Raw genomic sequence first — 13701 nt, forward strand, 5'->3', positions numbered from 1 at the left:
TTAGCCTCTGGTTGCATGTGCAGGAACTTGGGTAGTCTGGCAGTATCTGTACTGGAAAACGTACTTCCCTGAACCGACCGTAAACGTAATTTCATGATCTCCGTTCCTTTGGAAAATCTCCTGTTCACCTGCAATCCCCATTCTCCCAGCCAGCTCCTGTGGTATATAAACAGGCGGATTCTGAATCGACGGATATTGCGTTGCTATGGTCTGTTGTAATGCATCCGGCTCCATAACTCCCGGAAGTGTAATCTCAGCCGTCGTATTATGCGGAACGCGAACCGTCATCTGCATTTCTTCATCCACGATTTCCCAATGAACTTCCAGCGCACCATATGGCGTTTCCAGTTTCCCGTGGGCCGAAGTAAGATTAGCAGGCGGTTTAGGAGCTATCCGTGATTTCTTATAACCCGCTTCAACCACATCTATTCCGGCAATATTTTGGTACATAAAATCTCCAACTGAGCCGTATGAATAGTGATTGAACGAGTTCATATCTGTACTCCAGAACGAGCCATCCACTTTGATGCTGTCCCAATGCTCCCACATGGTCGTTGCGCCCCGTTCAACCTGATAGAGCCATGAAGGATAATCATTTTGGAATAAAATCTTATAAGCTACATCCGTATAGCCATTGTCGGACAAAACCAGGCATAGATAAGGTGTACCCACAAAGCCGGTATCCAGATGCATATCGTTTTTCTCAATAAGCCGTACGAGCTCCTGGATCACTTGCTTTTTATACTTGTCCGGCACCAATCCAAAGTGCAGAGCAACAATCTGTGCAGTCTGAGTATTGGAGGTCAGTTGGCCAGCGTCATCGAAGTAGCGGTTTGCAAAAGCAGTTTGAATCCCCTCATGTAAGCTTTTATATGTGTTGTAATCGGTATAACGATTAAGCAGTTTGGCCGTCTGCGCCAAAATATGAGTCGAATAGGCAAAGTAAGCCGTTGCCACCAGCGTTCCGTCGGTCGCCCCAAAATAACTTCCTTCTTCACTATCCAGCGCCAGCCAGTCTCCAAGCTGCAAGCCGGTATCCCAAAGATATTCTTCGTTCCCCTGGGCGCGGATGTAATCCACCCATGCTTTCATACTGTCATACTGCTGAGCTAAAATTTGCTTATCCCCGTAGCATTGATACATGGTCCACGGACATATAACCGCCGCGTCTCCCCATGCTGCCGTCGTTTTGTCCATATTATCGGCAAAGGTTCCTTTGAGGACATCCGGCACTACAAAAGGCACTGCCCCATTCTCCAACTGGTTATAAGCCAAATCCTTCATCCACTTTCGGAAAAAGGAAACCGCATTCATATTGAAGCTGGCCGTTCTGGCAAAAATCTGTGCATCCCCGGTCCAGCCTAATCGCTCATCGCGCTGCGGACAATCGGTTGGCACATCCAGGAAGTTCCCCTTTTGCCCCCACACAATATTGTGCTGTAATTGATTGAGCTTCGGATCGGATGTCTCAAACACCCCGATATTCTCCATATCCGAATGCAGAACAACACCCGTAAAATCTTCAATTGTAACGTCATCCGGAAAGCCTTCAAGCTTCACATATTGAAAGCCTTGAAAAGTGAAATGTGGCCGAAATATCTCCTTCCCCTTCCCACTGCAAATGTACGTAATCTGCTGCGCTGCATCACGGATGTTATCCCTGTAAAAGTTCCCTTGCTGATCCAGCACTTCACCATGAACCAGCTTCAAAACCGTACCTTCAGGCGCTTCAACTTTAAATTCCAGCCAGCCTACCATATTTTGACCCAAGTTAAGCACAAGCTCACCTTTGGGGGTTCGAATAAGCTCAACTGGCTTCAATCGGTTCATCACACGGACGGGCTCATTCTCCTGAGCAACCAGATGGCTTAATGGGAACGGGACAACCTGCATCATTTTCCGTTCGGTTAAAGAGCTATGTTCGGGTGTCCGCTGCTCAAGTCTGGCATCATAGATTTCACCGTTATAAATATCCGACATTAAAATGGCACAGCTCGTTTCCTCCCAGGAAGAATCAGAGCAAATGACTTCGGAACGGCCATCTTCATAACTAATCTTCATTTGAAATAACAATGCATTCGTGTTCCCGTAGGTGTCCTTGCGCTTCTGCCAGCCCAAATAACCGCTATACCAGCCTTCTCCTACCGTTGCTGTGATTCGGTTATTTTGTTCTTGAATGGCCGAAGTCACGTCATACGCTTGCACCTGGACACGATCGTTATAATCCGTCCAGCCCGGGGTAAAGTAGGCATCTCCCACTCTTTGTCCATTTAACTCCAGTTCATACAGACCCAGACTTGTAGCATAAATGACTGCTTTTTTCACTTTTCCCTCAACTGAAAAACACTTGGAAGTGGCAAAAGGAGCGCGTGTCTGAAACTCTTCATTTATGCTCCGCTCCTTCACCGTGATCCATTGTGCTTTCCAGTCCTGCTCATGGAGCAACCCCATCTCCCAAAAGCCGAACTCACTCCATTCCGATTCTTCTGCTTCTGTGTCCCCTGCTCCCTGAGCCCATACTTTTACCCGATAATAATATCTTTGTCCTGATTCCAGTGGAGGGCCTTCATATGGAAACAGAATGGATTGATCCGAATAAGCAAAATGATTCCAGAGCAGCAGTTCAAAATTGGGATTTATGGATACCTGCAACTGGAACCTTTTTTGGGAAATATATATTTTGTCAGATTCGATCTGCCAGCTTAAGCGCGGCTTTAGACAGCCCAGCCCAACCGGATTATTTAAATGTTCGCATCTAAGCGCTTTCACTCTTAGCATTGTTATTTCCTCCCTGATGTCTTCTTTTGTAGTTCTATACTCAAATTAAAACGCTTCCATAGACTTTGCGCAATGTTGTATCCCTGCATGTTGTATGCTTGATTTACAGGTGTTGAAATTCAACCTCATATATTAAATCTTAAAATGGATCTATTAGAAAAATATGTACGTTTCAAAGCAGCACTCATGAAAAAAGCCTGAATCCGTTGGGTACGGAATTCAGGCTTTTTTTACTATAAAGTATATTTATTCTTTTTTAGCTAGATTACGCCTGTTCGACTATCGCTTGTTCCGGCGTGGAAGTCGGGTACAAGTGGCAGGCTACCTGCCGACCCGGTGCAACTTCAGCAAAGATTGGCTGTACTTTGCTGCAAATGTCCATGGCTGCCGGGCAGCGGTTGTGAAACGCGCAGCCGCTGGGCGGATTTTCCGGGCTCGGCACATCACCTTTGAGTACGATCCGGTCCCGCTCCGCTTCCGGATCAGCTACAGGTACCGCAGACATCAATGCCTTCGTATACGGATGCAGCGGCTCCTTGAACATTTCTTGGGTGGGAGCGAGTTCGACCAGCTTGCCCAGGTACATCACACCAACACGGTCGCTAATAAATTTGACGACCGACAGATCATGGGAAATGAACATATACGTCAGGTCGTACTGCTTTTGCAGGTCCTTCATCAGGTTGAGCACCTGCGCCTGAATGGACACATCGAGCGCTGAGACAGGCTCGTCACACACGATAAATTTAGGATTGAGCGCCAGTGCCCTTGCGATGCCGATCCGCTGACGTTGACCGCCCGAAAACTCATGCGGGTAACGATGAGCGTGATAAGGGGACAACCCGACCACCTCGAGCAGGTTTTCTACACGCTCTTTGAGCTGTGTTTTACTCAACTTTTCATGGGTGATGAGCGGTTCTTCCAGCACCTGCTGCACCGTCCATCTGGGATCAAGTGAAGCAAAGGGGTCCTGAAACACCATCTGCATATCCGTTCTGAATTTGCGTAGTTGCTCGTTATTTAGCTTCCGTATATCCGTACCGTTAAACAGAATCTCTCCATCGGTTGGTTCAATCAATCTGAGGATTGCTCGACCGGTTGTAGATTTTCCACAGCCGGATTCCCCCACGATTGCTAGGGTTTCACCCTGCTGTACAGTCAGGTTAATACCATCCACCGCTTTGACTGCTCCCACTTGTTTGGAAAAAAGTCCTTTTTTGATCGGATAGTGTTTTTTTAGATTACGTATTTCAAGCAGTGTACTCATGATATCCCTCCTGCTGTAGCAAGCAGCGGCTTTTGTGCCCGGGCTCCACTTCCATAAGCTCCGGGTCCTCTGCAAGGCAAATTTCCTTGGCAAACTGACAGCGTGGTGCAAAGCGGCAGCCTGCTGGCATATCGAGCGGATTGGGAACCTGGCCCGGAATGGAAGCCAAACGCTCCTGATCACTGTTTAATTGCGGCAATGAGGCTAACAGACTTTGTGTATATGGATGCTTGGGAGCTTTAAAAAGCGTTTTGACATCCGTTTCTTCCACCACCTGCCCGGCGTACATAATAACCACCCGATCACACATTTCAGCTACAACGCCAAGGTCATGGGTAATCATCAGAATGGAAGTTCCTTCGGACTTTTGCAGGTCACGCATCAAATCCAGAATTTGCGCCTGAATGGTCACGTCGAGTGCCGTGGTCGGCTCATCCGCGATCAGCAGCTTCGGATTGCAGACCATGGCCATTGCAATCATAACCCGCTGGCGCATCCCCCCCGAGAGCTCATGCGGATAAGAAACGGCTACTTTTTCCGGGCGTGGAATACCGACTTTTGTCAGCATCTCCACGGCCATGGCTTTGGCTTTATGTTTACTTACACCATGATGGTATCTGGCAGATTCAGCAATTTGTTTACCGATTTTGAACACGGGATTCAGCGAGGTCATAGGCTCCTGGAAAATCATAGCCATCTCATTGCCTCGAATGGAACGCATTTTCCGTTCTGAGTAATCCAGTATGTTTTCGCCATTAAACCGTACTTCACCAGCAGCTACTTTCCCAAGCCCTTTGGGGAGAAGCTGCATAATGGAAAGGGAAGTGATGCTTTTGCCACACCCGGATTCCCCAACAATCCCGAGTGTTTCCCCTTTGCCAACCGACAGATCAACGCCGTCCACTGCCCGGATCGTACCCGCCGCAGTCTTGAACTCTGTGCGGAGATTGGTTACTTCAAGCAACTGTGCCATGTCCTCTTCCCCCTCCTTGTCCATCATGAATCTTCACGTTTTTATCTAAAAGGAATGAGCTTATTCGGACTTGCCCATCGTTTGCAAATGCTTCATGTTACCGTACAGCTTTGTGATATGTTGAAATTCTTTTTCCGAATGAAAAGAGCATTGTCCGCGTCCATAGGCCTTGGCTGTTTCGACAGCCACTTTGGCAGCCAGCGCAATATCGCCTTCATGGCTTGCACCCGTTGCACTGCCTGGTACGGGGGCGGCTGCGGTAATCGCTACACCCACAACCGGAGCCGAGGTTGCCACCGCTGGCTGCAAAATGCTGTTGATATGATACAGATCGTTGCCATAAGGTGTGATATCCTGTGTGGTCACGGCAAAAGTAACACACGGCTCGCCGGTTACGGTCTGCACAATATCGACAAGGTCTTCGCTGATCCGCAGCACGTAGCCCTCGCGTACGGTTGGGGAAATAGCAATCCCTTTATGGTTGATGACACGATTCCCTTTTGTGGTATCAATCGACAGAATGGCTTCCATCTCGGGCGTCACTTCATACTGGTTCATCGTCAAAATATCTACCGGCGAATCCATAAATGGAACCGGATCATGCGGCTGGGTAGGTGCATCCGGGCAAATGTGCGTACAGATAATCACGTCGCCGTCCAGCACATCACCTTTGGACTGCATAGACAAAAGCTTGGCTGCTGTTGAAATCGCTGCTGCCGCGCCATCGCCATCCGATACAAATCCGATCATTTCCGGACGTGCTCCAAGTCCGCCAAGACGACCAATTACACCCAGAGTTGGGCAATTGCCACCGCGAATACGGCCGTTTTTCCCGGCAATAACCACTTTGATAAAATCCGTAGAGCCTTTTTCACCCTGAACAGTTGTGACGCTGATATCCGCTTGACCCAGTTGCTCCAAATAAGCTTTTACTTCCGTCCCGCTGGCGGACGGGCTGTCCAAAAGATCATATACCTCGTAAACTTGTTTCATCATACGTCCAGTTCCCCTTAAGCTTCAGTTTTTGTAGTGTTCAGATATTTAAGCGCCGTCAAGGCGTACACTTTCGCGGATTGAAGGATCTGCCATACCGGAGCTCTTTCGTTGAAGTTGTGGATGGTTCCCAGGTCGGCAGGTCCATATTGCAATACCGGAATATTATATTTGCGGAATGCACGTGCATCACTGGTTGCCCACTGCAATACGCCATAGGCTTCTTTACCGCTCACCTCAGCGATGGAATCCACAAGATCATGCACAATCGGTTCGGTTGGTGGGGTCCAGTTGGCGTTACCAAAAAACCCAAACTGCTTAGGTTCAGCATCAATGCCTACACTAGCAAGCAATTCTTTCGCTCTAGCCAGTACATCCCGATGGTCTACACCAAAAGGAACGCGGGAATCCACTTGTACCGTACAACGGTCAGCAACCACATTGACCTTGGTGCCCCCCTGGATCGTACCGATGTTCACTGTTACATGGTCAAAGGCTTGCCCATAAGCCGGGTTTTCCCGTTCGCTGACATAACGCTTGGAAATTTCAATAATCTCTTTGACTTCCTCCGGAATGTTAGGTTTGATATCCCACAGTTGCTGCAATGCTTCAATTCCTCTGGCTGCTTTCAAAATAGCACTTTCACCTGCGATCGGTTGCAGACTGCCGTGACCTGGCGTGCCTTCTACGGTAAACTCAAACCAGCAGCTTCCCTTTTGACCGATCGTCGGGTTTTGCGGGCCTGAAGGCTCTGCGATCACAGCAGCCGTTCCTTCAATCAGTTTTCTTTCCAGCACCCAAGGTACCCCAAGATGTCCCCCGGTTTCTTCGTCTGGAACAACCAGCAGCGACAATGCACCTTCCAGCGGTACACCGAGTTTGGATAACAGTGCCACTGTAAAAATCAATCCACCCAAGCCCGCCTTCATGTCCGAAGCGCCACGACCCAGCAAATATCCGTCACGGATTTCGCCACAAAACGGGTCAAAATCCCAGCGAGTGCGATCCCCGGCCGGAACAACATCCGTATGTCCGCAGAAGATCAGTTTTTTTCCATCTACGGATTCAGTTCCATAGTTGGAAATAAGATTCCACATATTGGGCCCGGATTCATGTACAGTTGTTTCAATCCCCGCTTCTTTAAGGTAGTCCATTATAAACTGGCTAATTTCACGCGAATCACCTGGAGGATTTTCCGAGGGAAACTGAATTAACCGCGAGCAAAGCTCAAGCAGTTCATCCTGCCGTTTTTCTATTTCATCAAGAACTAACGCTTTCCAATCTGTCATTTCCATACAACCCCTTCACGTTTTCCATATCGCTAACTGAACCCTGACTTTCCATACAGATCAGCTTCATACTTCAGGTGTAAAATGATAGCCTTCGGCTGTAAGAAACCGAAGGCATCAGGGTAAGATGAGCAACTTACTCTTTATTCAATGAGTAGAATCGGATCACTTCATCCGGGTAGTAAACATATCCAGTGACGTCTTTGCCCATGCCAACAACCCGATTGTATTCATACAGGTACGACCAAGGCGAATCTTGATTGATAAGTTCTTGTGCTTTGCCATACAGTTCTTTTCGTTTATTTCCATCCTGCTCTTTGCCTGCTTGCTCCCACAGCTTATCCACTTCTGGATTAGCGTAATGGATATAGTTCGAGGAACCACCGCTGTACATCAGGAATCCAAGATGGTAACCCGGGTCATTGACAAAGGAGGTCCATTTGGAGATGTATGATGTCAGGTTGCCTTCTCGTTGTTGTTCAAGGAACTGTGCACGAGCAACGTTGACAACATTCATTTTTACGCCAATTTTGGCAAGCTCAGCTTGAATCAATACGGCGTCATCCGCCCAGTCCTGAAAGCCCGAGCCTAGGGTCATATCAAAGCTAAAGCCATTAGGATAACCGGCTTCGGTAAGCAGTTGTTTCGCTTTGTTCAGATCATACTTATAGTTGTAGCCTGCATCGGTGTAGCCCGGTGTGTTGCTCGCTACGGCACTCTTCATTTGCTTCGCTTGACCGTACATGACATCGTCGATTAATTGGTCGTAAGGAATGGCATAAGAGATCGCTTGACGTACTTTTGGATTATTAAAAGGCTTTACTTTGTTGTTCATGGCGAAATACAAAATCCGGTTACTTGCATTGGATTGAACCTTCAGCTCGGTGTTGCTTTCCAGCTTCGCGACGTCCTTGGCAGGAATCTCAACCGCCATGTCGACGTCACCTTTATCCAGCAGCAATACACGGTTAGAAGCTTCTTTGGTAAACTTCATCGTTACTTTGCTCAGGCTTGGCGCACCTTGCCAGTAGCTGGCATTGGCATTAAAGACGGCTTCTGTCGCAGGGTCCCATTTTTCAAGCTTGAACGGACCGGAGCCTGCCGCATGAGTTTTCAAATACTCGCCATCGCCCTTTTCTTTGACAAGCACGTCATCCACGATAGAGAAGTTATACAAGGACAGAATTTGCAGGAACATATGATTAGGCTGGGACAATGTAATGACAACGGTGTGCTCATCCGGCGCTGTAGCGGTTTTGATAGAGCTCATACCATAAAGGAAGCTACCGGAATCGGAATTTTTAAGCCGCTCCAGGGAATACAGCACAGAATTGGCGGTCAGCGGGTTACCGCTTTGGAATTTAACGTCTTTACGCAGATGCATTGTATAGGTCATGTTATCAGCGGAAACATCCCATTTCTCAGCCAGCATGGGCTTGATTGTCTCCGTATCTGCGACTTCACCACTATCCGTAGATTTTTGACCGTAGGTCACAAGCTGATCATAGAGCGCAAGCACAAGGGTGTCCGATGTAAGGTCACTTGCTTCCGCAGGGTCCATGGTTGACCCGCCCTCCGAGTAAGCAAGTGTAATTGCTTTTGGCGGGGCTGAAGCTTCTGCGCCCTTCTCTCCGGATGAAGCGGACGGGCTGTTGGCATTGCTTGCGCAGCCTGCCGTCCAAAGCAACGTAGACAAGACGACAATTAGAGAAAGACCTTTTTTCAACATAGCTTACGTTCTCCCCTTTAGATGATCTATTTATTTTTATTTGCTAGAGCGCAGTCTAGGATCAAGCACATCCCGCAAACCGTCTCCAAGCAAATTGAAGCCCAAAATAGCTGTCGCAATTCCAAGACCTGGGAAGGTCACAATCCACCACTCACCGGAAATGATATACGCTCGCCCTTCTGAAATCATGGCCCCCCATTCGGCAATCGGGGGCTTGACACCGAGTCCCAGAAAGCTGAGACTGGCAGAGGTCAGGATGGCGAAGCCCATTCCAAGGGTTGCATTCACAAGCAGTGGAGCAAGTGCATTCGGCAAAATGTGGCGAAACAGGATCGTTCCGTTCGTTACACCGATGGCCCGGCTGGCCTCAACAAACTCCTTTTCCCGCAGAGAGATGGTTTGTCCGTGAATCAGTCTGGCGAATTCGGGTATGCCTACAATCCCCACGGCGATAAGTGCGCTCATCAGTCCTGGCCCCATGGCTGCGGCAATCGCCATAGCCAGTACCAGCGATGGGAAAGCAAGCAGGATATCCATACACCGCATAATAATGCTGCCCATTCGACCGCCGTAGAAGCCCGCGATGGCTCCAAGCGGTACGCCGATGATAAATGAGATCGACACGGCGATCATCCCGGTCCATATGCTGATTCGCGCTCCATAAATCACACGGCTGAGAATGTCACGTCCGTAATTATCGGTCCCAAACCAGTGTTCTGCACTTGGCGGCAGCAGCTTGTTCGCCGGGTCGGTTACATAAGGATCATGTGGTACGATCCATGATGAGAGGATCGCGATCAGCGTCCATCCCACAATAAAGATGAATCCGATTAAAGCGAGCTTGTTGCCAAACAACAATCGCCAAAAGGTCTTTCTTTTCGGTATAGCGGCTGCATTGGGCTGAGGTACAGCCGCTTTTGCTACCAAATCACTTGCAGTGCTCATCCGAGTACCTCCCCTTACTTTTTTGCTTCGTGTCATTATTCGTACCGGATACGCGGATCAATCAATCCGTAAACCAGGTCGACTCCAAGGTTGATAAAGCTGTAAATCAGCGCACTCACCAAGGTAAAAGCTTGAATGGGCGCGTAATCAGCGGCCAAAATGGAATCCGTCACATAACTGCCGACTCCCGGCCAGGTAAAAATGGTTTCCGTAATAACCGCCCCGCCAATCAGATAGCCAACCTGCAAGCCGAGTACAGTAAGTGTCGGAATAAAAGCGTTAATCAGCGCGTGCTTGTAAATGACTACTCCCTCACGCAGACCTTTGGCTCTGGCCGTACGGACAAAATCCTGCCCAATGACCTCCAACATGCTGGAACGCATCATTCGTGCCACAATCGCCATCGTACCTGTGCTGAGGCATACAGCAGGCAGGACTAAATGGGATAAACTACTTTTTAATGCTACAAAATCGCCGGTCATCAAACTATCGAGTACATAAAGTCCCGTAATGTTTGTTGGTGGATTGATGTCACCGCTGATTCGGCCCATTGGCGCCGGAGCAATCCCCCATTTGGCATAAAAAATATAAATGAACAACAGTCCGATCCAGAAGATGGGCATGCAAGCCCCAATTAGGGAAAACACACGCGAAATGTGGTCAACAATGGATTCTTTTCGGGTTGCGGCCAAAATCCCAATCGGGATTGCCACCAGGATCGCGATAACCAAGCTTGCTAGTGCCAGCTCAATGGTTGCCGGAAAGCGGGTAGCAAAATCACTCGCCACCGATTGCCCAGTGTGGTAAGCCTGTCCTAAATCACCCTGGAACAACCCGCCTACATAATGAAAGAATTGAATGTACTTCGGTTGATCCAGTCCCATGCTGCTGCGAATATTTTCAATCGTCTCAGGTGTAGCCTGTTCCCCCGCAAGCATCACGGCAGGATCACCTGGAAGCACTCTCGAGATAATGAATGTAATGACGATAATACCAAGCAGTGCCGGAATCATTTGAATCAATCGACGTAGTGTGTAAACGGCCACAGCCTGTCCCCCCTTATCCGTAATCCCTCACTTATCTGTTACTTTTCTTTTCATCACTTGTTATTTTGATTAATTGTACTAAGGAACAGGATAAGGTACTACGTCCTGAATAACTAAAAAAAATGACGAATTTTGTCGTTCACGCACTAAAATGACTCATCACGTCATTTAAATGTTATATATTAATGAAAAAAATTAAAAACATGACAATATTACAGTAAAGCAGTATCGCAGTATAGCATTGCCATATTGTTGTATATAAAAGCACAAAGGCCCTTCATCCAACAGGACAAAGGACCTTTATCAAATGACTGGTTACATCTCTGCGGCTCTACTGATCTACGGGCTCTCTAGTACCTTTTCCTTTGCTTACCCCCAACATAATGATAGCCATAACAGCTACCAAAACCGCTATAAGCATAAAGGGAATATACTTGTCTACCCGGTACAAGGTGGTCGTCAAAATAGGAGCAATGATCGCAGAAATGCCCTGAACAGCAGCCACTAAGCCAGCGGCTCCCCCCTGCTGTTCTTTACTGACAGCAAGAGAAGCGCCGGCCATAAATCCAGGCATCAGTAAGCCCGTACCTATACCAAACATAAAGAATGCTACATAGTAGACTACCAAGCTGATTGACATGAGAAATAACAGCAGACCAGCAATAAGGAACAGAGAACCAAGCAAAATCATCGGCTTGGGTTGCCATTTAAGCCATTTCATCTGAACGATCTGTACGATCAACATGGCTGCCCCGGAAAACATGAGCCCAAAGGAAACGACTCTTGCTGTCTCTTCGGATGAAAGACCTAATTGATCTTGAAAATAAAACCCGCCTATAACCTGGATGGTCACAATACTAATCATCGTAACCAAACCTGTAAACAAATACATCCGTAGTCCAGACTGAAACGGGTTAATCCGAGCCGGCTTTTGCTGAATAACGGGTTTTGCACCGGGAATCGCCAGCAGGGCCACTACAAATGCAACTGCGGCAATCACGATCCCAAAATATAAGGGCCATAACAGCCCTATTAAAGTAAAGGCGCCTGCAATAGCGGGTCCAAATACCAGTCCAAGCCCATTGGCTGCGCTAATGATAGCCATCCCAGTACCTCGATCCTCTCCCTCCGTCACATCTCCCATATAGGCTTGGGAAGATGACAATACCGCCGGGATAAACCCGCCTATCAAACCGCGTGTAACAATCAGCAGGACTAATAACAGCCACCCGCTGAGCCATCCATTTAACCCGCCAAAAAGAGTAAGCGTAAACAGCAAGCAACTTACACACATCCCTATGAACCCAATCAGGATTACAGGTTTTCGTCCTTTGGCATCACTCAGATTTCCCCATACTGGAGCCATTAAGGCCATGGTAATGGAGCCCAGCGAAATGATTAACCCGGAATGACTTTCCCTTAATCCTAATTCACGAATGAGGGGCGGCATAATTGGAGCAATGAGCATGAGCCCTAGCATAGCCACAAATACACTAAAAAAGATGCTCCCTTTTATTCTATTCATCCTCGTACACTCCTCTGTTATCGATTCTCTCTATGCAGAAGTATACGAGTCATCGCACAACCCTACTGCCTATATACGGATTATTCTACGGTTAAACGGATTTTTATTTTAAAATACTTTCTTTATGGATGATGGCTTCACTCCGTATTCGCGAAAAAATTGCTCTGAAAATGCACTCACATTACTGTATCCTACAGCCATCGCGGCTTCTGTCACATTACTTTCTTGATTGCGCAGCAGCTTCATTGCATAGTCGAGACGAATTTGTCGCAAATAATCATATACAGTAGTTCCAAAGCAGGCTTTAAACCCCTTTTTTAATTTAAAATCGTTAAGTCCCACTTTTTGGGATAATGTGATCAGTGAGGGAGGATCAACCATGCTGGATTCAAGTACCTGTCGCGCCATATGCAGCTTTCTAACATCTTCTCTGGACAAACCTTCGGGCATAGGTGTTAAATCAAATAGTTGAATCATCAGCCTGTTCAAAATTTCTAATGCGGCTGCTTCCATTAGCAGAGGGGATCTATGCTCATTTTTCAGGTCTTTTATCAAATGCTCAATCATCGCTATAATTCTATGATCCAGATCGAAACCAAAATGATTAAATACGCCCCCTTTAAGAATTTGATTAAAATCAATAGTCAGCTTCCGATGAGCGACCAACTGTGAAGCCGCATAATTAAACAACGAAACAGGAATGCCGAGTGCAAATGATGTATATTGCTCATTAAATGGAGGATGAAACCAGGCTTTGAAATCCTGCAAAAAAATAAGTGCCCCTTGCCCCTTCGGAAGTGTATAGTCCAGACCAGCCACATCCACATGACGTTGACCGGAAAGCGCAAACTGTAGTTCAATCATTTGCCCGTTGAAAGCAAAGCTGGTAGGGTACGGTTCGTGATATTGAATATGCGAATACACAATTTCAATTCCGCTGTAAGTTGTAACGCGGTTAATCTGTCCATGCCCTGCTTCCGGTAAAATTAAATAGGTATGTTCGTTCTGCTGTCTAAATGGATTTTTTTCTAAATAGTGCTGATATATTAATGATAACGAATTTGAATTCACAACTATTCACCTCAAATATATTCCTTCATCCAGATATCTCGATTGAGAACGGTTATCAATAATATTAGCCCAATATGAGAATAAA

Annotated in this window: 10 protein-coding genes; all 10 read right to left on the reverse strand. The window is 47.3% G+C overall.

The window, feature by feature from the left end; translation table 11 throughout:
- Positions 1-2778 carry a family 78 glycoside hydrolase catalytic domain gene (locus ACIFO6_RS20600; protein WP_430043398.1) on the reverse strand — a complete coding sequence of 926 codons (2778 nt, stop codon included), beginning with the start codon at positions 2776-2778 and terminating at the stop codon, positions 1-3.
- Between the two features lie 265 nt (positions 2779-3043).
- Positions 3044-4045 (reverse strand): ABC transporter ATP-binding protein, encoded by a 1002-nt coding sequence (locus ACIFO6_RS20605; protein ID WP_430043399.1) that lies wholly within the window; start codon positions 4043-4045, stop codon positions 3044-3046.
- A complete protein-coding gene (locus ACIFO6_RS20610) occupies positions 4029-5018 on the reverse strand; it encodes an ABC transporter ATP-binding protein (protein WP_430043401.1) in 990 nt (329 codons plus the stop codon). The genes ACIFO6_RS20605 and ACIFO6_RS20610 overlap by 17 nt, the downstream gene beginning before the upstream one ends.
- A gap of 60 nt (positions 5019-5078) precedes the next feature.
- Positions 5079-6014: a DUF1177 domain-containing protein gene (locus ACIFO6_RS20615; RefSeq protein ID WP_430043403.1), complete on the reverse strand. Its 936-nt coding sequence runs from the start codon at positions 6012-6014 to the stop codon at positions 5079-5081.
- 14 nt (positions 6015-6028) lie between these two features.
- A complete protein-coding gene (locus tag ACIFO6_RS20620) occupies positions 6029-7300 on the reverse strand; it encodes a M20 family metallopeptidase (RefSeq protein ID WP_430043406.1) in 1272 nt (423 codons plus the stop codon).
- 136 nt (positions 7301-7436) lie between these two features.
- On the reverse strand, positions 7437-9029 hold the full coding sequence (locus ACIFO6_RS20625) for an ABC transporter substrate-binding protein (protein WP_430043407.1): 1593 nt from the start codon (positions 9027-9029) through the stop codon (positions 7437-7439).
- A gap of 36 nt (positions 9030-9065) precedes the next feature.
- A complete protein-coding gene (locus tag ACIFO6_RS20630) occupies positions 9066-9974 on the reverse strand; it encodes an ABC transporter permease (protein WP_028542289.1) in 909 nt (302 codons plus the stop codon).
- A 35-nt stretch (positions 9975-10009) separates the two neighbouring features.
- The gene (locus tag ACIFO6_RS20635) at positions 10010-11020 is read right to left on the reverse strand and encodes an ABC transporter permease (protein WP_430043410.1); all 1011 of its coding nucleotides are present in this window, start codon (positions 11018-11020) and stop codon (positions 10010-10012) included.
- Positions 11021-11351: 331 nt separating this feature from the next.
- Positions 11352-12545: an MFS transporter gene (locus tag ACIFO6_RS20640; RefSeq protein ID WP_430043412.1), complete on the reverse strand. Its 1194-nt coding sequence runs from the start codon at positions 12543-12545 to the stop codon at positions 11352-11354.
- A gap of 108 nt (positions 12546-12653) precedes the next feature.
- Entirely contained in the window at positions 12654-13616 is a 963-nt protein-coding gene (locus ACIFO6_RS20645; protein ID WP_430043414.1) for a helix-turn-helix domain-containing protein, read from the reverse strand.
- Between the last annotated feature and the right edge of the window lie 85 nt (positions 13617-13701).

Source organism: Paenibacillus sp. NRS-1781, from assembly GCF_050467745.1.
Classification (GTDB): Bacteria; Bacillota; Bacilli; order Paenibacillales; family Paenibacillaceae; genus Paenibacillus; species Paenibacillus terrae_A.